Here is a 26527-nt window from a genome sequence, read left to right as displayed (position 1 = left end):
AATGGAGGACCACTGATGGGCCACACCCCCGCCCCGGACGCGCCGCGCCTCACCGTCATCGGCACCGGCTACCTGGGCGCCACCCACGCCGCGTGCATGGCCTACCTGGGCTACGAGGTGCTCGGCGTCGACATCGACGAGCGGAAGATCGCCATGCTCAGCGCGGGCGAGCTGCCGTTCTTCGAGCCCGGCCTGCCGGAGCTGCTCACCAAGGCGCTCGCCTCGGGCCGGCTGCGCTTCACGACCTCGTTCGCGGAAGCCGGCGAGTTCGGCGATGTGCACTTCGTCTGCGTCGGCACCCCACAGACGGCCGGCTCACCCGCCGCCGACCTCACCTACGTCGACGCGGCCGTCGCGGCGCTCGCCCCGCACCTGCGGCGCCGGGCGCTGGTGGTCGGCAAGTCGACCGTGCCGGTCGGCACCGCCAGCCGCCTCACCAGCCTGCTGCGGGAGCTGGCGCCGGCCGGGGACGAGGTCGAGCTGGCCTGGAACCCCGAGTTCCTCCGCGAGGGCTTCGCCGTCGACGACACGCTCACCCCGGACCGGCTGGTGTTCGGCGTCGCGTCCGAATGGGCCAGGCGCCGGCTGCGGGACGCCTTCGCCCCGGTCATCGCCGAGGGCGTGCCGGTGAAGGAGACCGACCTCGCGACCGCCGAACTGGTCAAGGTCGCCGCGAACGCGTTCCTCGCCACCAAGATCTCCTACATCAACGCGATGGCCGAGATCTGCGAGACCACCGGCGCCGACGTGCGGGACCTGGCCGACGCGCTCGCCTACGACGCCCGGATCGGCGGCCGGTTCCTCCAGCCGGGGCTAGGCTTCGGCGGCGGCTGCCTCCCCAAGGACATCCGGGCGTTCGCGCACCGGGCCGAGGAACTGGGCGTGGGCCGGGCCGTCGCGTTCCTGCACGACATGGACGAGATCAACCACCGGCGCCGGGTCCGGGCCGTGGACCTGGTGCGCGAGATCGTCGGCGGGTCGTTGCAGGGTGTCCGGGTGGCGGCGTTCGGGGCGGCGTTCAAACCGAACTCCGACGACATCCGCGACGCCCCGGCCCTCGCGGTGTCCCGGACGCTGCACCGGGCCGGCGCGAAGGTGCGGATCTTCGACCCGGCGGCGCTCGACAACGCCCGCCGGGCCCACCCGGAGCTGGGGTACGGGGAGAACGCGCTCGATGTCGCCCGGGACGCCGACGTCGTCCTGCTGCTCACCGAGTGGACCGAGTTCCGGGAGATCGACCCGGAGGTCGTCGGCGGTGTGGTGACCCACCGCCGGGTGCTCGACACCAGGCACGCCCTCGACCCGATCCGCTGGCAGGCCGCCGGCTGGGAGTACCGGGCGCTCGGGCGCCCTGCCCATGTCTGACGGCCGACCGGCCGGGCCGCGTCGGTGGCCGGCGGCGCTCGTCACGCTGCTGGCCACCGGCGGGCTCGCCGCCCCGGCCGCCGCGGGCGCGCCCGGAGCCCCGGCGACCGAGGCGCCCGGCCCGGCGCTGACCGGGCTGCGGCTCGACGCCGGCAACCGGCGGGACAGCGGCGCCGGCTACGACTGGTCCCGCGCCGGCTACCGGGCCGGCGCGGCCCTGCCCGGCGACGCGGCGATCCGGCCCGAGCCGCGGTGCCGGATCACCGCGGCCCAGCTGGCCGACGAGTTCGGCGTCCACCCGGGTGACGGCCTGGACGACACCGGCGGGCTGCAACGGGCCATCGACCGGATCGCCGCAACCTGCTCGCCGTCGGGCGGCCACGACCGGATGTCGCTCATCGCCCTGCCGCCCGGGGCGCTGCTCATCACCCGCCAGCTCGGCATCGACGCCGACTACCTGCTGCTGCGCGGGGCCGGTCCGCAGACCCGACTGATCTTCCGGCCGGACCCCGCGACCCGCTACGACACGCTCAGCGCCGACGGCTCCCGCTGGGAACCCGACGCCATGCAGCACCAGGACGCCAACGGCGGCTGGATCTGGCCCGGCCGGGGTCTGCTTCGGGTGCAGTCCCGGGCCGTCGCCGCCAGGTACGTCGCCACCCACGCGGCCGCGCCGGCGAACCGCCGCGACCTGTACGAAGGCAGCGTCAACCAGCACTGGGTCAGCGGCCTGCAACTGGGCTCACGTCCCGGTGACCACGGGTACGCCGCCCGCGCCGGCGCCCGCGCCGTGCGCCTGCACGCGAAGGCCAGGCTCGACGGCCTGCGCCCCGGCGTGCTGGTCAACATCATGGCCGCGAACAGCCGGCGCTTCTACGACCAGATGCACACCACCCCGACCGAGCACCCGTTGCGGAACCTTCACATGCGGCAACAGGTCTTCACGGTCGTGGACATCGACGCCGCCGAGCGGACCGTCACCCTCGACAAGCCCCTGGAGTACGACGTCCCCGTAGACTCCACCTCGGACGGCTCCCTACCCATCGACGGAACCGTCTACCCGTCGAAGCTGACCCCGCTGGTCGACCCGGTCCTCGGCGTCGGCATCGAGAACCTGACCGTCACCCAGGAACTGCCCGGCGTGCCCGCCGACCGCGCCCGCCACAACTACGGCAACCTCGAACCCAGGGCGGCCCTGCACGGTGTGGTGTTCAAGTGGGCTGCCGACTCGTGGGTGCGTAACGTCCGCACCGAGATGACCGGCTCGCACCCGATCGTCACCGAGGTCGCCCGGCGCCTCACGATCACCGACAACGAGCTGCACGGCGCCTGGAACAAGGGAAAGGGCGGCAACGGGTACCTGCGCGGTTCCCGGGTCTGGGACTCGGTCTACGCCGGCAACACCACCCGCGGCCTGCGCCACTTCACCTTTCAGTGGTCAGCCTCGGGGAACGTGGCCATCGGCAACAGCTTCGACTCCGACCTCAACCTGCACGGCGGCTGGGAACGCCACAACCTGTTCGAGCGCAACGAGGTCGTCGTGCCGTACGCGCACCGGCCGGCCAGCTGCGACAGCAACTGCGGCGACGAAGGCGACAACGTCCCCGACGCGGCCGACTGGCACCCGATCTGGTGGGCGGCCGGCCGCAAGGCTGTCAAATGGTCCGGCGCGACCGGTCCGGACAACGTCTTCCACCGCAACCGGCTCCGCAAACAGCTGCTCGGATCGGACGCCCCGTTCATCGACATGCCCCGGTACGGCGTCAGCCCCGACCAGGTCTACCGCTTCGGCGTCGGCCCCGGCGGCGGCTACCGGCACCTGTCGGTGGCCGGGCTGCCGATCGCCGACTGGGCGGGCGTCGAGCTGACCGAATTCACCGACAGCGGGGTGGTGGCGAGCAGCTCGGCGGTCGAGTCGCTGTTCCTGCGCTCGCTGACGCGTTGAGTCAGCGAATCAGTCCCCGCCGACGGGCTTCGGCGGCCACCGCCGCCCGGCTGTCCACGCCCAGCTTCGCGAACAACGACGCCAGGTGGGCCCGGGCGGTCTCCTGGGAGATGAACAGCTCGGCGGCGACGGCGGCGTTCGGCAGCCCGTCACCGATGAGCCGGAGCACCTGCCGTTCCCGCCGCGTCAACGCCGTAGCGGCCCCGGGCCGGCGGGCCGGGGCCGCGCTCACCGGCCAGCGGGCCGCCGGGACGTGGCCGGTCGCGCCCGCGCCGGCCGGCGCCGCTGGCGACACCGACTCCCCGTTGGCTGCCGCCAGCGCCGCGCGGGCCAACTCCGTCGGTTCGGCGTCCCTGGACAGCCAGCCGATCGCCCCGGCGTCGACGGCGCGCAGGATGGCGCGCTCGTCGTCGTAGGCGGTGAGGGCCAGCACTCTGGGCGGTCGCGCCACCTCCAGGAGCCGTCGGACCACCGACACCCCGTCGCCGTCGGGGCCGCCGGCCACGCTCACCAGCGCCACGTCCGGTGTCAGCTCACGGACCCGTTCCTGCCCGTCGTCGGCGCCGCCGGCCTCGCCGACCACCGCCAACCGGTCGGCGCCGGCGAGCGCGGTGCGCAGGGCCGACCGCACCGCCGGTCGCCGGTCCACGATGAGCACCCGGGATCGCCGCATCAGCTCACCGCCATGACGGCGGCTTCCGGCTCGACGGCGGCTTCCGGCTCGACGGGTAGGTCGACCGGCGCGCCGCGCGGCACGGCAGCGCACAACGCCGTCCCGCCGCCATGCTCCGATTCGATCGTGAGGACGCCGCCGACATCGGACAGCCGACGACGGACCGCCGCCAGCCCCCGACCCGTGCCGGCCCCGCTGCGGGGCGACGCCGGGTCGAAGCCCCGACCATCGTCGACGACGTCGAGGCTGAGCCGGTCGGGTTGGTAGGTGAGCGTCACCCGGGCCCGGTTCGCGTTGGCGTGGGCGACGACGTTGCCGAGCCCGCCCTGGGCGGCCCGAAACAACGCGACCGCTACGTCCGGGGCGACCGGGTAGGGCTCGCCGTCGACTTCCAGGTCGATGGCGGCGCCGAACCGGGACCGTTGCTCGACGAGCCGACCCAGGGCCTCGGCCAGCGGTTGATCCCTGGCGCCGGTCGGGCGCAGTTGGTAAACCAGTCGTCTGCTGGCGACGACGGCCTCGGCGACAGACTCGTTGGCCGCGCGCGCGAGCTGGTCGCTGCCGACGCCGTTGGCGATGGCGCTGCCTGAGGCGTGGGGCGCCGACGAGCGCAGCAGCAGCGCGGCGTCGACAATCTGGTTGGCGATGGCGTCGTAGCCGTCCCGGGCCAGCCGGAGGCGCTCGGCGAGGACGTCCGACTCACCGTGTGCGGCCGCCAGTTCGTCCCGGGCCGCGGCCAGCTCCGCCGTCAGCGTCGCCCGCTGGGTGACCTCGTCCCGCAGCCGGTGTTGGACGGCGCCGACGAGCCATGCGGCCGCCGCAGCGGCCGACGGGCCGAGAAGGACGAGCGCGGTGACCTCTCCAGCGTGGAGCGCCAGGGCTGTGGCGCCGGCGGCCACCAGGAGCGCTGTCGCGAGGTGGCCGCCACGGCGGGGCAGCAGCTGCCGAGCGAGCAGCAGGAGCACCAACCCCAGGCAGGCGAAGATCGAGGAGAGCGCGGTGAGGGTCAACCAGCCAAAGGTCAGGCCGGTCAGCCAGCGCAACGAGCGCCGGGCGTCCGCCGGGTGACGGGGACGGAACTCGCGGGCCGGGCCGTGCGGGCCGCCGACCACCAGCCACCAGCCGACCGCGGCGCCGACGGGTGTCACCGCCCACCACGGAGCCCCGCCGGGGATCGCCCAGACCGTGCCGAAGATGAGCAAAGCAGCGAAGAGCGTCATCTCCGCGCGCCAGAGCAGGTCGAGGGCGGTTCGCGGTGACGGGTTCATCGCGCGAGCCTAACGAGCAGGCGTTAATTATCAGGTGATTTGTGACTTTGGTCGAACCGCGAATTCCCTCTTTCGTGGGCCACGCCCAACGAAGCCACGCCAGGACGGGGCGCCGCCGCCACCGGATGGCGGTCCGGTGACGGCGGCTGGGGTGGGCGCGTCAGGTCAGTGCGAGGTGAGCGAACGCACCGGGATCATCTGGGTCCCGATCGGACTCTCGACCGCGATCTCGTGTGGGTCCTCGGGCATCGGGAAGCTCGCCTCGACCCGGTACGGGAAGTAGCCGATCGCAGGCGACTGCTGCCCCTGCACCCGGAACGGCGGCGGCGTGACCGGCGCCGCCGCGGCGCTGACAATGCTGATGTCGGTCACGCCATCCTCATGCCCGGAGACCTCAATGCTGAGCACGCCGGTCCGGTAGGAGGCCGTAACCTCTTCGGGGGTCAGAATCACGGTGTCCATTGACTCTCCTTCACGGCCTGCCGGCCATCGTGACATCACTGGCTACCTGCACCGGCGCGGACTCCACCTGGAGCCAACCGCCGGTCGAACTGAGGTACCGAACCGTGGCGGCGCCACGCTGCCAATCGGCGTCGAGCAACATGCGGACGTGCAGGTTGGGAAGCTGCGCCGGGCCTACGCCGCCATGCGTCCGCCACTGCAACACCGGGTAGCCGGTGAGCGTCACCAACACCCGACTGCTGTCGGGCATGACGGACAGGTAGGTGAAGTCACCCTCCGAGCGGCTCGACACGTCCAGCGGCGGGCTCACCGCCTGGATGAGATGAGCCAGGCCCTGCACAGCGCCGGACGAGGCGTCGAAGGTGCAGTGCAGCGCCACTGTGGGCGCTCCTGGCTGGCGGGCGTCGATCGTCCAGCTTCCGATGAACAGGCCAGCGCGCGGGGCCTTCGCCCCCACGAGAGAGCTGGCGGGACTCGGCTTGACGGTCGGTGCGCTCATACGATGCTCCGTTCTGGCCGTGGTCCTTGATGCACCCAGTGTCAGCAGCGCTCCCGGCGCCCCGGGCGGAAAACATGAAATCTGCTCCCGAAAACTCGGACGTTGGCGCAACAGGCGCCACCAGCAATCCCGCCAGTCCCACAACCACTCAGCCATCGCACCGCGCCCCGCGCCCTCCGACGTACGGCCTGCTCGGAAAAGCCATCCGCGATGACCGGCGCGGCATGGCCCAAAACTCCCTGGGCGACACGTCGACGAACCGCCAGAATGCTCGAATGCAGATCTTCCTGGCAACCGACAGGCTCGCGCTACGCCGGTTCACCGAGGACGACGTGGACAATATCGTCGCCCTGGACGGGGACCCTGAAGTGATGCGATACCTCAGCGGAGGCCGGCCGACGCCCGACGACATCAGTTCCTCGGCTGGTTCCACTTCCGGCCGCCCCGCGACGAGCCGCCCGCGGACAGCGACACCGAAGCCGGGATCGAGCTGGGCTACCGGCTACGGCGTCCGGCGTGGGGCAAGGGATACGCGACGGAAGGGTCACGGGCGCTCATCCGCAAAGGCTTCACCGAGTTGGGGGTCGGCCGGGTCACCGCCACCACGATGGCCGTCAACACAGGATCTCGGCGGGTGATGGAGAAAGCCGACCTGCGACACGTCCGCACCGTCCACCGAGCGTGGCCGGACCCCATCCCCGGGCACGAGCAAGGCGAGGTGGAGTACGCCCTGACGAAGACCCAGTGGGAGAGCCTCGGCCGAAGACGGCCTGGATCTGCCGGGCACATGGATTGAGCCGGGTGACGAGCGCTTCCACCCGGGTCAGCCCGGCGGTGGAGACCAAGCCTTCCACTGGGCTCGCCGGTGCCGGGTGTTCGCGCGCGAAAGGTGCGCCGCTTCGGAACTGCCAGGTGTTCTTCCCTCGTCTGCAGGAACACGAACAGGGATCACCTTGTTGGAAACGGTTTTCATTGTAAGGTGGGGCTGAGGGGTCGGTACGCCACATCCTGCGCTGACTGAGCGAGTTGGCCCCAGGTGTTTCGTTGCAGCCGGTGGCGGTTGCGTCCGCCGAGCGCGGCCCACGCGCGAGTTTGAGGAGGTGCCCTATGTCCGTGCCGACAATTCGGTGTTCAAAGGTCACCGTCGTGCTGGGTAGCGGACGCCGATGTGACGCTCTGGATCACCGCACCGATACGGGTGTCGCCAAGGGTGAGTCGGCGACATTGCTCGACGCCTCGCACGAGCTGGTCCGCCGCAATCGCCCTCTTCGGCCCCGATGGGGGTGTAGCGCGCGTACGGCGTTATCACCGGCCACATCGGAGCGCCGGCTGGTTGCGGCCTCGACTGTGCAAGCCCTCACGGTCCTGACAGGAGTCCGGCCTTCACAGTGTTGCTGTAAACGGCTACCGTTTCCGGCTATGACGGCGCTGGATCGATCAAGATCGATGGACAGTCCCTTGTACTTACAGCCACGCGTGCAGGACGACCTAGTCGACCTGCTCGCTCGACCCGAACTGACGCACGACCTCCTCGACGCTCTGGGGTCACCGCTCAACGTAGTGCTCCCCGATCGGATTGCCCACAACGTACAGACGTTCCGAGACGTGTACCGCAAGCACCACCTGCGCGGCGAGGTGTTCTACGCGCACAAGGCGAACCGCTCCTCGGCTTTCATCCGGCGCCTCGCCGCCACTACCGGCCGTATCGACATCGCCAGCCTGGGCGAGCTGCAGCATGCGCTCGGCGCTGGCTTCACCCCGCAACAGATCATGGCGACCGGGCCGAAGACCCGAGAACTGCTGTGGCTCGCCGCGCGTAGCGGCATCACCGTCAACATCGACTCCTGGGGCGAGCTCGACGATCTCGTCGAGCTGGTGCGTGGGCACCGGCTACAGCCGGTGCCCACGCTGGTGCGGCTGTCCGCGTTCACGTCCGCCGGCTCGACTGTTCTGTCACGGCCCAGCCGGTTCGGCCTCCCTGCCGCCGACGCCGACCGGGTCCTGCGGGCCATCGCCGACGCCAGTGACGCCGTCGAGTTCGTCGGTGTGGCCTATCACCTTGACACCATCGGTCTGGCCGAGAAGGCAACCGCCATGGAAGCGTGCCTGGCCGTGCTGGCCGGCGCGCACCGGTACGGCCTGCATCCCCGCGTCATCGACATCGGTGGCGGGTTCGGCGTCGACTACCTCGCCGACGGCGCCCAGTGGGAGGCCTGGACCAGCGAACTGGCGCAGGCGGTGCTGGGCCGGCGCGCCGAACTGACCTGGGGCGGGCACGGCTACGGTTGGCGCGCCGAGGCCGGCAAGCTGCGCGGCGGGCTGGGCCTGTACCCGGCCTACCGGCCCTTGTCCGGGCCGCGTTACCTGGATGAGCTGCTCGCCACCTCGGCGGCCGGCATGGGCGGGCGCACCCTGGCCACCCTGCTACAGGAACACCTTTACGACCTGTGGGTGGAGCCCGGCCGTGCGCTGCTCGACCAAGCCGGGGCGATGCTGGCCCGGGTTCTCGAGGTGCGAGCCACCGGCAACGGCGTGCATCTGGTTCGCCTGGACTGCAACGCCAGCGACGTCAGCCTCGAAGAGCACGGCGTCATGATGGACCCCCTCCTGGTGCCGGCCCGTCCCGACGCCGACCTGCAACAGGGGCCAGGCCATCCCGTCTATCTGCTCGGCAACCTGTGCCTGGAAGCCGACCTGATCACCCGCCGGCTGGTCTACCTGCCCACCCTCCCACAGGTGGGCGATGCCCTCGCGTTCGTCAACACCGCCGGCTACTTCATGGACTTCAGCGCCAACCACGCCCTGCACCAACCGGTAGCCCGCACCGTCGCCGCCTGGCACGACGGCTCCCGCTGGCGGTGGCGCCTCGACCAGCAGTACTGGCCCCTTGACATCGCCGAGGCGGCGATGCCGCCCAGCACCGACGTCCGCGTCACTGCCCCGGAGGTTGCGGCATGAGATACGAAACCATCACCGACGCGATCGGCGACACCCCACTCGTACGCATCGACCCGGCCGTGCACGGCCTGACCCACATCGACCTGTACGCCAAGCTGGAACTGCTCAATCCGTTCGGGTCGGTGAAGGACCGGGCCGCGTGGCGGATGGCGGAGCCGCACCTGAAGCGCGCGCAGGCCGACGGCGCCACCGTCGTGGAACTCTCCAGCGGCAACACCGCCAAGGCCCTCGCCGTCATCGCCGGCATGCACGGTCTGCCGTTCACCAGCATCACCAACCGCATGAAGGTGCCCGAGATCAAGGACCTCCTGCTGTTGCTCGGCGCCACCATCGAGGAACTACCCGGGCAGGCCGAGTGCCTCGACCCGACCAACACCGAGGACCCGCTGACCCGCATCCACCGCACCATCAGCGAGGCCGGATCCCAGTACCTGCACACCGACCAGTACTACAACCCGCTCAACGCCCAGGCCCACATCGACGGCACCGGCCCGGAGATCATCAAGGACCTCGACGGCCGGGCGCCCGACTACTTCATCGCCTGCGTCGGCACCGCCGGCTCCTCCACCGGCGCCGCCCAGGCGTTGCGGGCGCACGACCCGTCGGTGACCGTCGTCGGCCTGGTGGCGGGCAAGTCCGACTTCATCCCCGGCATCCGCAACATCGACGAGGTGCATGAGGTCGGCCTGTTCGACCCGGAGAACTACGACACCATCGAAGCCGTCACCGCCGACGAGGCGATAGACGGGCTCCTCGACCTGGTCCGCCGCTGCGGCATCCTCGCCGGACCGACCGGCGGCGGCGCGTACGCCGGCGCGGTGCGCCACCTACGGGCGGTGGACGCCGAGTTGGCGGCCGAAGGCACGCCGCGGCGGCGCACCGCGGTGTTCATCGTCTGCGACCGGGTCGAGAGCTACATGAGCTACCTGCGCCGGCGCCGCCCCGAACTACTCAACCAGCAGGCCCGCGCCGGTTCCGTCTCCACCGTCACCGACGAGCAGGCCTCCGCGGCCCCCGCCATGGACGTCGACGCGGCACGACAGTGGATGGCGCATGCGCAGCCGCTCGTCGTCGACCTGCGCGGCACCTTCGCCTTCGGCGTCGCCCACATCGAAGGGTCGGTGAACATCGTCGACGAGCTCTTCGACGAGTTGCTGCACGGTGGCATGCCGTTCGGCAGCGAGCGCCCGGTGATGCTGGTCTGCCCGGTGGGGGAGAAGTCCCGCCGTTACGCCGCCCTGTTGTCCTTGATGGGTCACCGTGACGTGCGCAGTCTCGACGGCGGTGTGGTGGCGTGGCGCGACGCCGGCGCACCGCTGGTGCGTGCCTGATGTCGACCACGACCCACGCGTCACACCCCGATCAGGTGCTCGCTGATCTCGCCGACTGGCAGCGCAATGTGCGCGAGCAGTTCCCGATCCTGCGCGCAGCCGGCCAGCAGGCGTACCTGGACAGCGCCGCGACTGCCCAGAAACCGCAAGCCGTCCTCGACGCCGTCCACCACTACCTGATCACGGCCAACGCCAACGCCGGGCGCGGCACCTACCGGTGGGCCAACGAGAGCACCGCGCTGGTGCAGCGCTGCGCCGATCGTGTTCGGGAGCTGCTCGACGACCCGCACCCGGATCATTCCGGCGTGCATTTCGTCAGCGGGACCACCGAGGCGCTGCGTCGCATCGCCCTGGACTGGCTACCCGCCCTGCTCACCGACGGCGACGAGATCATCGTGCCGGACGCCGACCATCTCGCCAACGTCACCGCGTGGACCGAGGCCCGCGACACGCTTGAGCGCCACGGCGTGCACGTACGCCTGGTGCCGATGCCGTACGAGCCATCCGGTGACTACGACATCGCCGCCCTGGCCGGCCTGGTGAACGAGCGCACCCGGCTGGTCGCCGCCACGCATGTGCACCATGTCTACGGCGTCGACATGAATGTGCACCGCATCCGCCGGGTCGTCGGCGACGAGGTGCTCATCTGCCTGGACGCGGCGCAGAGCATCGGGCACCTGCCCGTGTCGGTCACCGACCTCGACGTCGACTTCCTGGCCTTCTCGGGGCACAAGGCGATGGCGCTGCCCGGCGTCGGCGCGCTGTGGGCACGCAACACCCGCGGTCCCCGCTACGAGCACCGCGGCTGGGACGGCAGCCCCAACACCACTGGACTGGTCAGCCTGATCGCCGCCGTTGACTGGTTCGACGCCACCGATCTGCGACGCATCGCCGACTGGACGGTCGCGCTGGGCGCCCGGCTGACCGACGGCCTGCACCACATCCCCGGCATCCAGGTGCTGGGCTGCCAGGACAGCCTCACCCTCGGTTCCACCGTTCAGCGACGCCACGGACTGGTGTCCCTGCGGCGGCCCGAGATCAGCTCGGCCGACCTGGGGTTCGTGCTCGCCGAGCACGGGTTGATGGTGCGCGCCAACGCGCACTGCCAGGGCCCGGCCGGTGAACGGGAAACGTCGGTGCGGGTCAGTCTGCACGCCTACAACACCATCGAGGAGATCGACGCCCTGCTCGAGGTGCTGCAGCGCCTCGATGCCTCGCTACCCACCCCGAGCCACCGGTAAGGACCGACGTGACCGCTCTCAACCATTCCGGCCCGCGCACTGTCGTCATGGTCGACGTGTACGCCCCGACCATGCGCCTGGCCCGCGCCTTCACCGACGCCGGCTGCCGCGTGGTGCGCCTGCGCAGCACCGTCGAAGTTCCCTACCTCTACCAAGCCCACGACGACGGCAGCGACGGCCTGCTCGCCGACACCATCGTGCACACCGGCGATGTGGAACTCACCGTGAAGGCCGTCGCCGCCCATCAGCCGGTGGCCGTGGTCACCGGCGGGGAGCTCGGCGTCGAACTCGCCGACCAGGTCAGCACCGCGCTCGGGCTGACCAGCAATGGAACGAAGCTGAGCGCCGCCCGCCGCGACAAGTACCAGCAGATCGAGGCGATACGCGCCGCAGGCCTCCCGGTGACCCCACAGCTGCTGGTCACCGACGCCGACGAACTCGTCCGCTGGCACGCCGACCATGGCGGCCGCACAGTGGTGAAGCCCGTGCGCAGCGCCGCCAACGACCACGTCGCGTTCTGCGACACCCCGCAGCAGTCGGCCGCCGCCTACGAGGCCACCGCGAACGCGGTCAACATCTTCTCCAACCGCAACGAAGGCGTGGTCGCCCAGCAATACCTACGCGGCACCGAGTACGTCGTCAACACCGTCAGCCGCGACGGGCGCCACCGGGTCACCGACCTATGGCGCTACGTCAAGATCTCCGCCAACGGCGTCCGCGACCGGATCGCCGCCGCCGTGCTGGTGCCGCCGGACGCGCCTGAACGCGAGGTCCTGGTCGGCTACGCCGCCGCCGTGCTGGACGCCCTCGAGGTGCGCCACGGGCCCGCGCACCACGAGATCATGCTCACCGGCGAGGGGCCTCGTCTCGTCGAGGTCGGTGTCCGGCTGTGCGGGGCGGACACCGCCGCGCAGGCGCTACTGGCGCTCGGCGAATCGCAGGTGGAACGCACCGTGCAGGCCTACCTCGACCCGGCCACGTTCCTCGCCGAGATCGACACCCCGCAGCGGGTGCGCAGGCACGTGGCGATGGCGTTCCTCACCTCACCGGTCACCGGCACCCTGCGCGGCTACCCCCTGCTGGAGCAGGTCCGCGCCCTGGAGAGCCTGCACGAGGTCCAGATCGCGGTTCAGCCCGGCCAACTGCTGCCGATCACCGTCGACGACACCACCGAGCCGATGACAGTGATCCTGTCTCACCAGGATCCCACCGTGGTCGCCCGTGACCTCGCCACGGTCAACTGGTTGGACGGGCACGGCTTCTACGACGTGCAGCCAATCGGACCGGGCACATGAGCCGACCGCACATCGGGGCGCCGCACCGCTGGCGCGACCGGTACGCCATCACGTACGTCACCACCGTAACCGCAGGCGGCGCCCGATGACCGCCGTGCAGGCCACCGCATCGTCGCGGTATCGGGAACTGTGGATGCTGCCCGGCGCTCCCCGGCTGCTGATCTGTGGAGTGGTGGCCAGGCTCGGGCAGGGCGTGACCGTGCTCGCCTGGATTCTGCTCATCCGCGAGACCACCGGCTCGTTCACCGCCGCCTCCCTGGTAGCGGCCGCCATCTCGTTGGCAACGGCGGTCGCCGCCCCGGTCGGTGGACGGCTCGCCGACCGGTTCGGGCCGGCCCGGGTGCTGCCCTGGTACGGCTGTGCCTACGCCGCCGCCCAACTCGCGCTGCTGGCCGCCGTCATCACCCGGCAGCCGCTGCCGCTGCTGTGCATGTTGGCAGCCGTATCCGGCGCCCTGTTCCCAGCCACCAGCCCAGCGCTGCGAGCGGCCTGGACCACCCTGACCGCCGAGGGCACCGGCAAGGAACCCGTCCGTAGTACGGCGATGGCCGCCGAGTCGACGCTGTTCGAGCTGATCTACGTGATCGGGCCGCTGCTGCTGTCGGCGGCGATGCTCATCGCCGATCCGATCGCCCGGCTGACCGGCACCCAGCCCGATGTGAGCGGACCGGCCTCGGCGATCGTGCTGGCCGCCGCCTGCGCGGCGGCGGGAACCACGGCGCTGACTCGCGGGTTTGCCCTGCGGCGAATACGGCCCAACGATGGAGCGCCGACTCGCGGTCTCGGGCCGCTGCGGGTGCCCGGCATGCCTGCCCTGCTGGCGTGCGCGGCCGGGGTGGCGTTCTCCTTCGGCGCTTCGCCGGTGGCGGTCGCAGCCTTCACCACCACCCACGACGGTGAGCACGCCGAGGCGGTCACCGGTGTGCTCATCGCTGTGTGGAGCCTCGGCAGCGCCGCCGCCGGCCTCTGGTACGGCTCGCGGACCTGGCACACACCGTTGACCCGGCAACTGACCTGGTTGCTGGGCGGTCTCGCGCTCGGCTACGCCGCGTGGATGCCCGCGCCGAGCAGCCTCGTGCTCGGGGTGGTCCTGGTGTTGACCGGCGCGGTCATCGCCCCGGTCATGACGGTGCAGGCCGGGCTGGTCGCGCAGATCGCGCCGGCCTCCATGCTGACCGAGTCCTACACCTGGTTCACCACCGTCAACCTCGCCATGGCCGCCCTCGGCTCCGCCACCGCCGGTGTCGTCGTCGACGGACCGACCGGTGCGGTCGGCGGATTCGGCGCCTGCGCACTCGCCACCGCCGTGGCCGTCGCGCTCGCCGCCTGGCCCGGACTACTCAGTCCACGCCGGTCCGTGACCGAGGCGCAGACCTCCCAGCAATAACCGGAAGGAACCCAGGTTGAAGTCATACCCAACGCGTCGGACTATCCGTACGCTGCTCGCGTTGACGGCCGTGGCCGCGCTCGCGGCCTGCACCTCCAGCGCCGCGCCCGCCGACACGAACAGGGCGGCGAGCAACATCTCCATCAAGGACCACTGGGAACGCACCGTGCAGGTCCCGGTGAACCCGGACCGGGTAGTGGTTTTGGAGTGGGAAGGCCTGATCACCAAGTCCATGCGGATCTTCGGCGTCGACGGCGCCCTGGTCGGAGTGGACAGCGCCACCAAGAAGATGGGCTACCGCGGCAAGCTCGTGCCGTCCATCGAGAAGGCTACCGAACTCGGCTCACCGTGGAGCGGCGTCAACTACGAACAACTCGCCAAGCTGCGCCCGGACGTCGTCTTCCTCGAGGCGTGGGTGGCCAGTGAAGAGAACCGCAAGATGCACCAGGAGGTCATCACCAAGATCGAGTCGTTGGGCCTGCCGGTTGTCGTGTTGCTCTCTCCGTCGAACTTCGACCAGCCCGACATCAAGACCGCCTGGCAGCACATCACCATCACCGGCGAGGTGTTCGGCAAGCAGAAGGAAGCTGAGGCGCTCGTCAAGCGACTCGACACGGGCCTGGCCCGGGTCACCGACCGCACCAAGGACATCCCGGCGGCCGAGCGCACCCCGGTCGCCTACTTCGCCACCACCAACAACGTCATGGGCGCCAAGAGCATCCAGTCGTACCTGCTCACCGAAATCGTCGGCGCCCGTAATGTCGCCGGTGGCGGCACATTCATCACCCTCAGCGAGGAGAAGCTCCTCGCTCTGGACCCGGACGCGATGATCGTCGCCGGGCACGAAGGTTACCTGGACCTGAACCTGATCTACGGTGGTAAGCACGCTGGCCTGAACTGGGCCAACCTCGCCGAGATGCGCGCGATCAAGACCAAGCGCCTGGTCGCGCTCGGCTACGACGAGTGGCGCGCCACCATCGAAACCCCGATCGCCCTGCTGAAGATGGCCAAGCTGGCCTACCCGGACCGGTTCGCCGACGTCGACGTCGCCGCCGAGGAAGTCACCTTCTACCGCGACGTCTACGGCCTCGACGACGCCGGCGCCCGCGCTGCCATCGAGGCCCAGAAACACGTCGGCGACCTGGAAGTCAAGTGAGCCAGACCGACGCAGTGGCCCCCGCCGATTCGACGGGGGCAGCCCCGGCCGAGGCCTCCGCCACGCCACGCGCCGTGGTCACCGGCAACCGCCGCCGGATCATCCTGCTGGCCGCGACCACCGCGCTCGCCGCCATCGTGGCGATCGTCTCGATCGCTGTCGGCGCCTACGTCATCCCAGTGCCCGACGTGCTCGCCGTGCTCGCTGCCAAGACTGGACTGACCGACGACGCGGACAATCTGCACACCGCCGTGGTGTGGGACCTACGCCTGACCCGGGTGCTGCTCGCCGGCGCGGTCGGCGCCGCGTTGGCCACCAGCGGCACCGCCTACCAGGGCACCTTTCGCAACCCCCTGGTGGAGCCGTTCATCCTCGGCGTGTCCGCCGGCGCGGCGTTCGGCGCCGGCCTCGCGGTGATGGTGGACGTGCCCCTATCGCTCCAGGTGATGGCGTTCCTGTTCGGCATGGTCGCCGTCTGGCTCACCTATACCCTGTCCCGGGTGCGCGGCGAACGACCGACCGTCACACTCATCCTCGCCGGCATCGTCGTCGGCTCCTTCTTCTCCGCGGTCTTCTCGCTGTTCCAGTACGCCGGCACCGACGAACAACTACGCCGCCTCGTCTTCTGGATCATGGGAGGCTTCTACCGAGCCACCTGGGACGATGTCGCCATCGTGGTCCCCGCCACCATCGTCGGATGCCTGCTACTGTTCCGCTACGGCTGGCGGCTCAACATCCTCAGCCTCGGCGACGACGAGGCCCGATCCCTCGGCGTCGACCCTGAGCCACTGCGTCGGCGGATCATCGTGCTCGCCACCGCATTGACCGCGCTGGCCGTGTCCGTCTCCGGCATCATCGCCTGGGTCGGCTTGCTCGTGCCACACGCGGCACGCCTGCTCGTCGGACCCGACCACCGGTTCCTGCTCCCGCTCTCCGCGACCATGGGCGCCGTCTTCGTGATGGCCTGCGACAACCTGGCCCGCACCATCCACACCGGCGAAGTGCCTATCGGGATCATTACCTCGGTCATCGGCGCCCCATACCTGATCTACCTGCTGCGCTCGCGCGCCACGCGTCTCGGAGCCGCCTCATGACAATGCAGGTAAGCGACATCTCCTTCGCCTACGGCTCCCGGACTGTCCTCGACGGCGTCGGCTTCGGCCTGCGGCCCGGGGAGCTGTGCGCGTTGTTCGGTCCCAACGGCACGGGCAAGTCGACGCTGTACCGGTGCATCCTCGGCCACCTGCGGCACCAAGGTCGAGTAATGCTCGACGGCACCGATCTGACCCGGCTACGGCCCGCCCAAGTAGCCCGCCGCGTGTCATACGTGCCGCAGCAGCACTCCAGTCCGTTTCCTTTCACAGTGCGGGACATGGTGCTGATGGGCCGGACACCGCACCTGGGTGGGGTGTTCGGCCCCCGGCGCAGCGACATCGAGCACTGTGAACGAGTCCTGGAACGAGTCGGGCTGGCGGGCGACGGCGACCGGCTGTACCACACCCTCAGCGGTGGACAACGCCAGCTGACGCTCATCGCCCGCGCGCTGGCCCAGGACTGCAACGTGCTGCTGCTCGACGAACCCACCGCAAGCCTCGACTTTGGCAACCAAATGTGGGTCTGGCGTACCGTCCAGGACCTCGCCAGGCAGGGCCGCACCGTGCTGGTCTGCACCCACGACCCCAACCACGTCCGATGGTTCTGCGACCGAGTGCTCGCGCTCGGCCGCAACGGCAAACTGCTCGCTGAGGGGGCGCCATCGACGGTGATCACCGCGGAGCTGGTCGGCAACCTCTATCCCGGCGTAGGCGCGGTGACCACCGCCGGACACGGCGCCGTCGTACCCGCGGACGTGGCAGGAGTGGGATGACGACCGCCAGCGCCAGCCGGTCAGATCCACCAGCGATGCCCGGACGTTCATAGCGCCCTCACGGGGGTCACCACGGGCTTGTCAACGGGGAAACCGCGGAGCGAGTACGGGAATCGAGCCCGCGCTGTCAGCTTGGGAGGAGCACCGGCAGCATGCGGCTCCGAGCTTGTGGACCGATCGACCAGCGTGCCGCCAGCTACAGGGCGTGCCGAAGTTGACCGTCAGTGCCCTTCATGGCCCCTGGATCGAGCACACCACGGCGGCGCGGTCCACACTGAACTCATCCCGCTAGACGGTGCTCGGTGCTGAACGGTGTGGCTAACGGCACAGGTCCGCGTGGTCGAGTCCTGGGGATGTTTCCCTACGATTGCGGCATGGAGTCGGGCCGGCACGCCAGTGGAGACGGGACGAGCTTCGATGCGCTGCGCCAGCTGGCTCGTCATACGTACGGGGCTGACGCTGCTGGTTACCGAGATGGGCGGCCGGATTATCCGGCGCGAGTGTATGAGGTGCTGCGCTCGAAGTGCGCTGTTGGAGCGGGTAGTCGGGTGCTGGAGATCGGGCCGGGGTCTGGGCTGGTGACTGGGCATCTCGTAGCCGTGGGAGCCCGGGTGGTCGCCGTGGAGCCGGACCAGGGTTTCGCTGAACACCTCGGCCGCGTCATGCCAGAGGTGCAGCTGGTGAGAGCGCCGTTCGAGGAGGCTGATGTTGGCGACGGGTTCGATGCGGTCGTAGCCGCGACATCCTTCCATTGGCTGGACCAGTCGACTGCCTTGCCGAAGTTGGGCGGGGCCCTGCGGCCCGGTGGCTGGGGGGCGATCTGGTGGACGGTGTTCTCTGACCCATACCGGGAAGATCCCTTGCTTGCTGCGGCGAATGCCGTGCTGGGGTTCGAGCCCGGCAATCAGCGCCGCGGGACAGGGTTCCAGCTCGATACAGATGCTCGGTGCGAGGATCTACGCCGTGGCGCTGGTCTGGTCGACGTCAGCGCGGAGTTGATCCCGTGGGATCTACCCATGGCTGCCGATCAGGTGCGGGCGCTGTTCAGCTCGATGATGACCATCCGGCAGTTGCCGGATGACGAACGGTTGCGCGTGCTGGACACGATGAGCGGCCTGGTGAACGAACGACTCGGCGGCATCGCGACACGTCCGCATCTGACCGCGGTCTACATCGGGCGCAAGGCTACGTAGTGCGGGGATCCGTGGCGCCTGAACCGCCGGCGGCACGGGGTGGGGTCGGCGTGTCGGCCGAGTAGACGAAGCCGCCGGGGTGGTCATGCGCGGCGGCCACTTGTGGTGCCGGTCTAACGACTGCTCCAGAACCTGGCGGAGTACGGCCGGCGGCCGAGCGACGAGCAGCCGCGCGCCCTGGCGGCGGCGCGTGCGGCCCGCTTGCCCGGCAGCCTTGAAGTCGCACAGAAAGCCCGATCGGGCACGCAACGGGCAGGATCGAAACGAAGAATCCACGTTCATGAGTGAAGCCCGGGCCGGCATGGGCGCTGACCTGGGGCTTCTTCGTGGAGCGGGTGACGGGAATCGAACCCGCACTGTCAGCTTGGGAAGCTGATGTTCTGCCATTGAACTACACCCGCGAGCGGCATCACTCTACCCGACTCAAACCATCGATGCCGCCCGCCACCCGGCATGTGTCGGGTCTGGCCGACGCCGGCCGCTGATCTCGGCTGAAAGCGCAGAGACTGAACGCCATACCAACAGACCCAAGGGGGACGGGCCAGCTGCCGGCGCGTGCGGGCTCCTCGCTAATCTGGTCGGATGCTGCTCTCAGACCGTGACCTCGTCGCCGAGATCAAGGCGGGCTCGCTGGCGCTGGAGCCGTTCGAGCCGGCGTTGGTTCAGCCGTCGAGCATCGACGTGCGCCTCGACCGGTTGTTTCGCGTCTTCAACAACCACCTGTACACGCATATCGACCCGGCGCTGCAACAGGATGATCTGACCAGCGAGGTCGAGGTCCCCGATGGCGAGCCGTTCGTGCTGCACCCTGGCGAGTTCGTGCTGGCGTCGACCCTTGAGGTCATCACGCTCGGCGACCAGCTCGCCGGCCGGCTGGAGGGCAAGTCGAGCCTGGGACGGTTGGGTCTGCTCACCCATTCGACGGCCGGGTTCATCGACCCTGGGTTCTCCGGGCATGTCACGCTGGAGCTGTCCAACGTGGCCAATTTGCCGATCACCCTGTGGCCGGGCATGAAGATCGGACAGTTGTGCATCTTCCGACTGTCGTCGCCGGCCGAGCACCCGTATGGGTCGGCGGTGTACGGCTCGCGGTACCAGGGTCAGCGGGGTCCGACGCCGAGCCGCGCCTGGCGTAACTGGCGCACCTGGCCGACCACGGACGCCGCGCCTGACGCCAGCGCCCCGTCGACCTGAGCGGGGCGGAGCCAAGCAGTCCGGGGCCGGCCGGCGTCAACGCGCCTGAACCGCCGGCCCGACCTTCGCCGCAGGTCAGGCCGGCGGTGCTGATCGGACCTAGGGTCAGGGGCGGCCGTAACTGTGCACCGGCATCTTGTCCATCTCGACCATGCGCACCCTGTCGCCGCTCTGCGGGGCGTGCACCACCCAGTGGGTGCCGTTGATCTTTCCGGCGTACATACCGACATGGTGCAGGTCGCCGTAGTAGAAGACGAAGTCGCCGGCCCGTAGCTCGTCCTTGCTGATGTTGCCCATGGCACGACGCTGCGCCGCGGCGTTGTGCGGCAGGGAGACCCCAGCACGTCGCCACGCGGCGAGCATGAGGCCGGAGCAGTCGAAGGAGCCCGGCCCGGCGGCGGCCCACACGTACGGTTTGCCGATCTGGGCACAGGCGAACCGGATGACGCGGCCAGCGTCGCCGCCGGGGTAGTTGGTCGGGCACGGCACTGGCCGCAGCGACCCGGTGCCGCCGCCCGTGCCGTAGGCGGCGAGCCGCAACTTCTCCAACTTCTTGATGTCGGCGTCGATCTTCTTCGCCTTCGCGGCGAGTTCGGCTTCGGTCCGCGCCAGTTCGGCGACCATCGCGTCCAGCGGCGCCTTCTTGGCGGCGAGCTGGTCGCGGAGGAGGGTGACGTCGCGGACGCTGGCAGCCTGGCGACGGGCGAACTGGTCGAGCACGCCGAGCCGTTGGATGAGTTCGGTCGGAGAGCCGGTTTCCAGGATCGCGTTCATCGCGCCGGCGCTGCCGCCCTTGTACCGGACGGTGGCGAGTTCGCCGACCTTACCCATCGCTGCATCGACCTTGACCGACAGCGGAGCGATCTCCTTGGCGTACTTGTTGGCGGCCTTACGCCGTTCCTTGAGCTTCGTCCGGACGAGGTTGTGCTCCTCGATGACTGGTTCGACCTGGTTCCATGCCTGGTCGATCTGCCTTTCGATCTCGGCCACTGGCGGATTCGCGGTGGCCTGTGGGAGGGGGCCGACCGCGATCAGCGTGGCGGCGCCGGTGAGCGCCGCGAGCAGGGCCCGCATGGTTCGGGGGTACGCGTGTAGGACGCGCCGCCGGTGCTCAACAGCCACCGAGGTCCGCACTCCTTCTGCTGCGTGACACCGCCATGTGGGAGGGAGGCGACGACGATGGTCGCGGCGGTGGCGAGCCGTGGCGCGCCTTGGGGTGGGCGCCGACATCCGACTCGACGGGGCCTAAGGCTAGGCATGAGCCGTCAAGGTCGCAAGCCCGACATGGCTATCCGTCGATCAGCGCGACGAGCCGGATCGGTTGTGGACGGCTCAGTAGAGGGTGACGAAAACGTTGTCGACCCGGCCCGCGAACTGGTCATTCCCGGCCAGGGCGTTCTTTCCTCCGATGCGCAGCGGCTGGTTGTTGCGCAGGGCCAACGACGCTGGAATCGGCCGACGCCAGGTAGAGCCATCGACAGTCATCAGCAACTGGCCTCCGCTACGCAGGCAGGCGAGGTGGTGCCACCGGCCGTCGGCGACGGTGACCGGCGCCACCAGCCGGTAGATCGCCCTGCCGTTGGCCAGCACGCAGCTGGGTCGGCCGGCGCCGCCGTCGACCTGGAGCTTGAACTGGCTGCCGCCGTTGGTCGAGTAGCCCTTCTGGACGACGTTGGCGCCGGGGGCGGTGTCCGCGCGCGTCATGAGCACCGACGCTCCGAACCGGATCGGGCGCAAGCCGGAGTTGAAGGCGGCGGGGTTGTTGTGTTCGAGGATGGCCCTGGGGCATTTACGGACGCGACACCGGGGCGGGAACTGGGCGGCCAGACCCGTCGGAGAGGGCACGAAACGCACCTGCGCGCCGCCGCTGGCCACCTGGCGCAGGCCCCGATCCACGGCGAGGGGACGAGCCCGGTCGAACGTGAAGACAACGGTCGACGGCGTCGCCCCGGCCAGCGCGGCCTCGGCGCGGCCGTCCGTGGTCTCCGGCGGTGTCGCGGCGGCGCCGGGCGGGTCGGGCGTGGCCACCGGCGGTGACCCGCCGCACGCGGCCGTGGCGGCGGCGACGAGCCCGAGCAGCCCGGCCAGGGCGGCGAGCCCGGCGCCGGCGGCCCTAGCCCGCGCCACGGTCGCCAGTCCGCGCGGCAGCCGCGTCAGCGGCCCCAACGACGGCGGTGAGGACGTCATCGAGCGTGACCACCCCCAGCGGCGCCCGGCCGTCGCTGACCAAAACCATGTGGCGGCGTTCCCGCCGCATCCCGAGCAGCAGCTCGGCCAGGGTGCGGTCCGGCGGGACGACCGCCAGCGGACGCACGACGCCAGCGGGAACCGGCGCCCGACGATCAGCCACGTCATAGCCCAATACATCCTTGATGTGCACAAAACCCAATACCCGCCGATTGTCCCTGCTAACCACCGGGAAGCGGGAACGTCCGGTACGGGTGGCCAGCACCTCCAGCGAGGCCGGCGACACGTCGTCAGCCACTGTCATCACCGCCGACCAGGGGCGGAGCGCGTCTGCGGCGGTGCGCTGATTCAGCGCCAACGCTCCACTGATCCGGGCGTGCTCCCGCTGGTCGAGCAGACCCTCGGTGCGCGCCTGACTTACCAGCCCGGCCAGTTCCTCGGCCGTGAACACTGTCTTGACCGCGTCGGTCGCCTCGATCCGCCACAGCCGCAGCACCTTCCGGGCGGCCCACCGCATCGCCGCCAGCAACGGCCTGGTGATCAGGCAGAACCCGAGCATCGGAGGGCCGAGCCACAACACCGAACGCTCCGGTCCGGCGAGCGTGATGTTCTTGGGCACCATCTCCCCGAGCACCGTGTGCAGGAAAACGATCACCCCGAGCGCGATGACGAACGAGACCGGGTGCACCGCCTGCTCAGACAGCCCAGCGGCGTGGAACGGCCCTTCGAGCAGCTCGGCCAGCGCCGGCTCGGTGATCGCGCCCAGACCCAGCGAACAGACGGTGATCCCCAGCTGCGCGCCGGCGATCATCAATGGAATGTTGTTCATCGCCGCCAACGCCCACCGGGCCCGCCGGGACGTGACCGCCAGCGGCTCGATCACCGTGTGCCGGGAGGCGATGAGCGCGAACTCCGCCCCGACGAAGAAGGCGTTCCCGGCCAACAGCACGACGGTGATCGCGAGATTGGTCATGACTCGCCCCCCGCCACGGCCGGGTCGTCCGGACGCACCACCCGCACCTGGGCGATGCGATGCCGCTCCACCTCGACGACGGTGAACTCCCAGCCCTCGTCCTCGACGGTCTCCCCAGGCGCGGGGATGTGTCCGAAGCGGGCGAGGAGGAACCCACCGAGCGTCTCGTAGGGCCCCTCGGGCAGCCGGAATCCGGTGTGCTCGGTCAGCTCGTCGCCGCGCAGCACCCCGTCGACGAGGTAGGCGCGCTCGCCGCCGGGGACGGTCAGGTCGTACCCGTCGGGATGGCCGAACAACGGCCCGTCCGAGTCCAGATCGTGCTCGTCGGCGATCGCGCCGACCAGCTCCTCGACCAGGTCCTCCACGGTGACGACGCCGTCGGTGCCCCCGTACTCGTCGACGACGACGGCCAGATCCGCGCCGGCGGCCCGGAGCTGCGCCAACACGGCGTCCAGGTCCAGGCTCTCGGGCACGTACACCGCCTCCCGGGCGACCGACCCGACGGTGGTCGTGGCCCGCCTGGCCAACGGCACGCCGAGGGCCTCGGGCACGCCGGCGACGCCGGTGATCTGATCGACGGTCTCCGAGTACACCGGGAACCGGGTGTGCCCGGACTCCCGTGCGGCGGTCAGCAGCTCCGCGACCGTCGCGGTGGCCTTGAGAGCCAGGACGTCGACCCGGGGCGTCATCGCCTCGGCGGCCCGCTTGTCGGCGAACCGGATGGTCCGTTGCAGCAGCATGGCGGTGTCGTTAGGCAGGGCGCCGGCCCTCGCCGACATGGCCGCCAGCAGGCCCAGCTCCTCCGGGGACCGGGCGTTGGCCAGCTCTTCCTGCGGCTCGATGCCGAGCCGGCGGACGATGCGGTTGGCGGCGCCGTTGAGCCCGCGGATCAGCCAGGCGAACAACGTCGAGAAGGTGCGCAGTGGACCGGCCGTCCGCAGCGCCAACCGCATCGGGTGCGCCAAGGCGGCGTTCTTGGGCACCAGCTCCCCGAAGAGCATCGACACGAGCGTGGCGATGACCAGGGCGAGGATGCCCACGGCCGTGTCGCCGCCACCGTCGGTGACCGGTCGCAGCAGCGGGCGCAGGAGGTCGTCGAGGGCCGGCTCGGCGAGGTAGCCGGTGAGCAGCGCGGTCAGAGTGATGCCGAGCTGTGCCCCGGAGAGCTGGAACGACAGCGCCTGGAGCGCCCGACGGACGGACCTCGCGCGTTTGTCGCCTCCCCTGGCCCGCCGGTCGATGTCTGGCCGGTCGACAGTCACCAGCGAGAACTCGGCCGCGACGAAGAAGGCGTTGCCCCCGGTGAGCAGCAGGAAACCCGCCAGCGGCAGGAGGGTGGTCAGCAGAACGTCATCGATGGCCGGTCACCTCAGGGCGACGGCCGGACGGCACGCAGCAGTACGTTGGCGACGTCAACGACCTCCACCTCGTCGGCGACCCCCTTGCCGGTGACCCCGTCGCCGATCATGGTGTGACAGAACGGGCAACCGACGGCGATCGTCCTGGCGCCGGTCGACAGCGCCTCCTCGACCCGCTCGACGTTGATCCGCTTGCCGATCCGCTCCTCCATCCACATCCGGGCGCCGCCGGCGCCGCAGCAGAAGGAACGCTCGGTGTTCCGGGGCATCTCGGTGACGCCGCCGACGGCGGCGGTGAGCACCTCGCGGGGCGGCGTGAAGACCCGGTTGTGCCGACCCAGGTAGCAGGGGTCGTGGTAGGTGACGCCGCCGTCGATCGGGGTGACCGGCGTCAGCCTGCGGTTGGCCACCAGGTGGGCCAGCAGCTCGGTGTGGTGGACGACATCGAAGTGGCCGCCCAGCTCGCCGTACTCGTTGCCGAGCGTGTTGAAGCAGTGCGGGCAGGTCGCGACGATCTTGCGCTTGGCCGGCGGTCGGTCCCCGAACGCCTCGTTGAGCGTTTCGACGTTCTGTTGGGCGAGCATCTGGAAGACGAACTCGTTGCCGATCCGCCGGGCCGGATCGCCGGTGCAGGTCTCGCCCTCGCCGAGGACGACGAACGTGACCCCCGCCTCGTGCAGCAGGGTGGCCACCGCGCGGGTGGTCTTCTTGGCCCGGTCCTCGAAGGCGCCGGCGCAGCCGACCCAGAACAGGTACTCGAAGTCGTCAATATCGCCGACCCGGGGCACCGCGAAATCGAGGCCCTTGGTCCAGTCCTCGCGGGTGTTCTGCGGGGAGCCCCACGGGTTGCCCTTGTTCTCCAGGTTCCGCAGCATGACGCCGGCCTCGGACGGGAAGCTCGACTCGATCATCACCTGGTACCGCCGCATGTCGACGATATGGTCGACGTGCTCGATGTCCACCGGGCACTGCTCGACACACGCGCCACAGGTCGTGCACGACCACAGCACCTCGGGGTCGATGATCCCCAGCTGGCTCTCGCCGCCGACGAGCGGACGCTCGGCCTCGGCCAGGGCAAGCGCGTCGACTCTCGCCAACTGTTCGGGCGTCCCCTTCTCCTCGCCGGCGGCGTCCTTGCCGCCCCCGGCAAGCAGGTACGGCGCCTTGGCGTAGGCGTGGTCCCGCAGGCTGAGCACGAGCAGCTTCGGCGACAGCGGCTTGCCGGTGTTCCAGGCCGGACACTGCGACTGGCAGCGACCGCACTCGGTGCAGGTGGAGAAGTCGAGCAGGCCCTTCCAGGTGAACTGCTCGACCTGGGCGACGCCGAACTGGTCGGTCTCCGGGTCGGCCTCCTCGAAGTCCAACGGTTTGCCGGCAGACGTCATCGGGCGTAACGCGCCCAGACCCGACCCGGCCCGCTTCTCCGGGTCCCGCTTGAAGAAGATGTTGAAGAAGGCCAGGAAGCGGTGCCAGGCCACGCCCATGGTGACGTTGCGGCTGATGACGATGAGCCACGTCATCGAAATGGCGATCTTCAGGAGCGCGACGAGGCTGATCGCCGACTCGTTGGGCGGCAACACGTCACCGAGCGCGTGGGTCAGCGGCGCCGCCCACTGCGGGTGCGGGAAGTGCCCGGTGGCCGCCTGTAGGCCGCGGATCACGAAACCGCAGACGAGCACCGCGACGATGACGTACTCGACGAAGTAGCCCTGCCACATTGTCGAGCCGGTGAACCGGGACAGGCCACCGGGCCGCGACGGTCGATTGACCAGTCGGATGCCGATGAGCACCACGATACCGACCAGGCCGAGTACGCCCACCCATTCGGTGAGCAGCCCGTACAGCGGCCAGTCGCCGACCAGCGGCAGGTGGCCAGCCGGGTCGACAACCTCGAAGTAAGCCTCCAGCACCAGCGTCGATAGCAGCACGAACGCCACCATGACGAACCAGTGCGCCGCGCCGACCAGGCTCCACTTGAGCATCCGGGTGTGGCCGACGGTCTCGGACAACATCACCCCGAGCCGTGTCGCGGGCGAGCCGGTGCGGGAACGGTCCGGCTGACCCGTCCGCACGACAGCGGTGATCGTCGCGACCGCGCGTACCGCCAACACCACCGCGACCGCGGTGATCGCGGCCGCCAGCACGGTGGCGGCTACCTGGAGGCTTCCCATCGAG

General features: G+C 70.2%; 22 protein-coding genes and 1 tRNA gene. 13 read left to right on the top strand and 10 right to left on the bottom strand.

The annotated features are described in order from the left end of the window. Positions 1-15: 15 nt before the first annotated feature. Together ABD287_RS02360 and ABD287_RS02355 are read left to right on the top strand one after the other, a co-directional pair. A complete protein-coding gene (locus ABD287_RS02360; protein WP_344167339.1) occupies positions 16-1365 on the top strand; it encodes a UDP-glucose dehydrogenase family protein in 1350 nt (449 codons plus the stop codon). Further along, complete coding sequence (locus ABD287_RS02355) at positions 1358-3310, top strand: hypothetical protein (protein ID WP_344167336.1); 1953 nt, start codon at positions 1358-1360, stop codon at positions 3308-3310. Before ABD287_RS02360 ends, ABD287_RS02355 begins: the two co-directional genes overlap by 8 nt. A 1-nt stretch (position 3311) precedes the next feature. Here ABD287_RS02355 and ABD287_RS02350 read toward each other — a convergent pair whose 3' ends face one another. From ABD287_RS02350 to ABD287_RS02335, 4 genes are all read right to left on the bottom strand, one after another. Further along, positions 3312-3983, bottom strand: a complete 672-nt coding sequence (locus ABD287_RS02350) for a response regulator transcription factor (protein ID WP_344167333.1) — start codon at positions 3981-3983, stop codon at positions 3312-3314. Continuing rightward, positions 3983-5251 (bottom strand): sensor histidine kinase, encoded by a 1269-nt coding sequence (locus tag ABD287_RS02345; protein WP_344167330.1) that lies wholly within the window; start codon positions 5249-5251, stop codon positions 3983-3985. The genes ABD287_RS02350 and ABD287_RS02345 overlap by 1 nt, the downstream gene beginning before the upstream one ends. 165 nt (positions 5252-5416) lie before the next feature. Then, positions 5417-5713 carry a hypothetical protein gene (locus tag ABD287_RS02340; RefSeq protein ID WP_344167327.1) on the bottom strand — a complete coding sequence of 99 codons (297 nt, stop codon included), beginning with the start codon at positions 5711-5713 and terminating at the stop codon, positions 5417-5419. Between the two features lie 10 nt (positions 5714-5723). After that, positions 5724-6212: a DUF1842 domain-containing protein gene (locus tag ABD287_RS02335; protein ID WP_344167324.1), complete on the bottom strand. Its 489-nt coding sequence runs from the start codon at positions 6210-6212 to the stop codon at positions 5724-5726. Between the two features lie 376 nt (positions 6213-6588). Here ABD287_RS02335 and ABD287_RS02330 point away from each other — a divergent pair, with 376 nt between their 5' ends. From ABD287_RS02330 to ABD287_RS02285, 10 genes are all read left to right on the top strand, one after another. After that, complete coding sequence (locus tag ABD287_RS02330) at positions 6589-7008, top strand: GNAT family N-acetyltransferase (protein ID WP_344167758.1); 420 nt, start codon at positions 6589-6591, stop codon at positions 7006-7008. A gap of 680 nt (positions 7009-7688) precedes the next feature. Continuing rightward, complete coding sequence (locus ABD287_RS02325; RefSeq protein WP_344167321.1) at positions 7689-9170, top strand: type III PLP-dependent enzyme domain-containing protein; 1482 nt, start codon at positions 7689-7691, stop codon at positions 9168-9170. Then, positions 9167-10501 carry a pyridoxal-phosphate dependent enzyme gene (locus tag ABD287_RS02320; protein WP_344167318.1) on the top strand — a complete coding sequence of 445 codons (1335 nt, stop codon included), beginning with the start codon at positions 9167-9169 and terminating at the stop codon, positions 10499-10501. The genes ABD287_RS02325 and ABD287_RS02320 overlap by 4 nt, the downstream gene beginning before the upstream one ends. Further along, positions 10501-11742, top strand: coding sequence for an aminotransferase class V-fold PLP-dependent enzyme (locus tag ABD287_RS02315; protein WP_344167315.1), 1242 nt, complete (start codon positions 10501-10503; stop codon positions 11740-11742). The genes ABD287_RS02320 and ABD287_RS02315 overlap by 1 nt, the downstream gene beginning before the upstream one ends. A gap of 8 nt (positions 11743-11750) precedes the next feature. Then, on the top strand, positions 11751-13037 hold the full coding sequence (locus ABD287_RS02310; RefSeq protein WP_344167312.1) for an ATP-grasp domain-containing protein: 1287 nt from the start codon (positions 11751-11753) through the stop codon (positions 13035-13037). An 85-nt stretch (positions 13038-13122) separates the two neighbouring features. Next, positions 13123-14424 (top strand): MFS transporter, encoded by a 1302-nt coding sequence (locus tag ABD287_RS02305; protein WP_344167309.1) that lies wholly within the window; start codon positions 13123-13125, stop codon positions 14422-14424. A gap of 70 nt (positions 14425-14494) precedes the next feature. Then, entirely contained in the window at positions 14495-15580 is a 1086-nt protein-coding gene (locus tag ABD287_RS02300) for an ABC transporter substrate-binding protein (RefSeq protein ID WP_344167756.1), read from the top strand. After that, on the top strand, positions 15577-16674 hold the full coding sequence (locus tag ABD287_RS02295) for a FecCD family ABC transporter permease (RefSeq protein ID WP_344167306.1): 1098 nt from the start codon (positions 15577-15579) through the stop codon (positions 16672-16674). Before ABD287_RS02300 ends, ABD287_RS02295 begins: the two co-directional genes overlap by 4 nt. After that, positions 16671-17447 (top strand): ABC transporter ATP-binding protein, encoded by a 777-nt coding sequence (locus ABD287_RS02290; protein WP_344167303.1) that lies wholly within the window; start codon positions 16671-16673, stop codon positions 17445-17447. Before ABD287_RS02295 ends, ABD287_RS02290 begins: the two co-directional genes overlap by 4 nt. Positions 17448-17800: 353 nt before the next feature. Then, positions 17801-18640 (top strand): class I SAM-dependent methyltransferase, encoded by an 840-nt coding sequence (locus tag ABD287_RS02285; protein ID WP_344167300.1) that lies wholly within the window; start codon positions 17801-17803, stop codon positions 18638-18640. A 327-nt stretch (positions 18641-18967) separates the two neighbouring features. On the opposite strand, the gene ABD287_RS02280 is transcribed toward ABD287_RS02285, so the two are convergent. Further along, positions 18968-19041: transfer RNA gene (locus ABD287_RS02280), tRNA-Gly, on the bottom strand. A gap of 181 nt (positions 19042-19222) precedes the next feature. On the opposite strand from ABD287_RS02280, the gene dcd reads away from it, so the two are divergent. Continuing rightward, positions 19223-19834 (top strand): dCTP deaminase, encoded by a 612-nt coding sequence (gene dcd, locus ABD287_RS02275; protein WP_344167297.1) that lies wholly within the window; start codon positions 19223-19225, stop codon positions 19832-19834. Between the two features lie 105 nt (positions 19835-19939). Here dcd and ABD287_RS02270 read toward each other — a convergent pair whose 3' ends face one another. The 5 genes from ABD287_RS02270 to ABD287_RS02250 form a co-directional block, all read right to left on the bottom strand. Further along, positions 19940-20908 carry a C40 family peptidase gene (locus ABD287_RS02270; protein WP_344167294.1) on the bottom strand — a complete coding sequence of 323 codons (969 nt, stop codon included), beginning with the start codon at positions 20906-20908 and terminating at the stop codon, positions 19940-19942. 258 nt (positions 20909-21166) lie between these two features. After that, entirely contained in the window at positions 21167-21961 is a 795-nt protein-coding gene (locus ABD287_RS02265; RefSeq protein WP_344167291.1) for a LamG-like jellyroll fold domain-containing protein, read from the bottom strand. After that, entirely contained in the window at positions 21948-22994 is a 1047-nt protein-coding gene (locus ABD287_RS02260) for a hemolysin family protein (protein ID WP_344167288.1), read from the bottom strand. Before ABD287_RS02260 ends, ABD287_RS02265 begins: the two co-directional genes overlap by 14 nt. Beyond that, positions 22991-24325, bottom strand: coding sequence for a hemolysin family protein (locus tag ABD287_RS02255; protein WP_344167754.1), 1335 nt, complete (start codon positions 24323-24325; stop codon positions 22991-22993). Before ABD287_RS02255 ends, ABD287_RS02260 begins: the two co-directional genes overlap by 4 nt. Before the next feature lie 38 nt (positions 24326-24363). Further along, a complete protein-coding gene (locus ABD287_RS02250) occupies positions 24364-26523 on the bottom strand; it encodes a (Fe-S)-binding protein (RefSeq protein WP_344167285.1) in 2160 nt (719 codons plus the stop codon). Between the last annotated feature and the right edge of the window lie 4 nt (positions 26524-26527).

Origin of the sequence: Pilimelia columellifera subsp. columellifera (assembly GCF_039532605.1) — a bacterium.
GTDB classification, from domain to species: Bacteria; Actinomycetota; Actinomycetes; order Mycobacteriales; family Micromonosporaceae; genus Pilimelia; species Pilimelia columellifera.
The sequence above is the reverse complement of the archived record's forward strand: the minus strand, read 5'-3'. Positions and strand labels throughout refer to the sequence as shown.

Coding starts and splice junctions, on each gene's coding strand:
- ABD287_RS02345 (WP_344167330.1), bottom strand. CDS start 5,251: ATGAACCCGTCACCGCGAACCGCCCTCGACCTGCTCTGGCGCGCGGAG.
- ABD287_RS02350 (WP_344167333.1), bottom strand. CDS start 3,983: ATGCGGCGATCCCGGGTGCTCATCGTGGACCGGCGACCGGCGGTGCGG.
- ABD287_RS02360 (WP_344167339.1), top strand. CDS start 16: ATGGGCCACACCCCCGCCCCGGACGCGCCGCGCCTCACCGTCATCGGC.
- ABD287_RS02355 (WP_344167336.1), top strand. CDS start 1,358: ATGTCTGACGGCCGACCGGCCGGGCCGCGTCGGTGGCCGGCGGCGCTC.
- ABD287_RS02270 (WP_344167294.1), bottom strand. CDS start 20,908: ATGCGGGCCCTGCTCGCGGCGCTCACCGGCGCCGCCACGCTGATCGCG.
- ABD287_RS02285 (WP_344167300.1), top strand. CDS start 17,801: ATGTTTCCCTACGATTGCGGCATGGAGTCGGGCCGGCACGCCAGTGGA.
- ABD287_RS02315 (WP_344167315.1), top strand. CDS start 10,501: ATGTCGACCACGACCCACGCGTCACACCCCGATCAGGTGCTCGCTGAT.
- ABD287_RS02335 (WP_344167324.1), bottom strand. CDS start 6,212: ATGAGCGCACCGACCGTCAAGCCGAGTCCCGCCAGCTCTCTCGTGGGG.
- ABD287_RS02260 (WP_344167288.1), bottom strand. CDS start 22,994: ATGACCAATCTCGCGATCACCGTCGTGCTGTTGGCCGGGAACGCCTTC.
- ABD287_RS02290 (WP_344167303.1), top strand. CDS start 16,671: ATGACAATGCAGGTAAGCGACATCTCCTTCGCCTACGGCTCCCGGACT.
- ABD287_RS02320 (WP_344167318.1), top strand. CDS start 9,167: ATGAGATACGAAACCATCACCGACGCGATCGGCGACACCCCACTCGTA.
- dcd (WP_344167297.1), top strand. CDS start 19,223: ATGCTGCTCTCAGACCGTGACCTCGTCGCCGAGATCAAGGCGGGCTCG.
- ABD287_RS02250 (WP_344167285.1), bottom strand. CDS start 26,523: ATGGGAAGCCTCCAGGTAGCCGCCACCGTGCTGGCGGCCGCGATCACC.
- ABD287_RS02305 (WP_344167309.1), top strand. CDS start 13,123: ATGACCGCCGTGCAGGCCACCGCATCGTCGCGGTATCGGGAACTGTGG.
- ABD287_RS02340 (WP_344167327.1), bottom strand. CDS start 5,713: ATGGACACCGTGATTCTGACCCCCGAAGAGGTTACGGCCTCCTACCGG.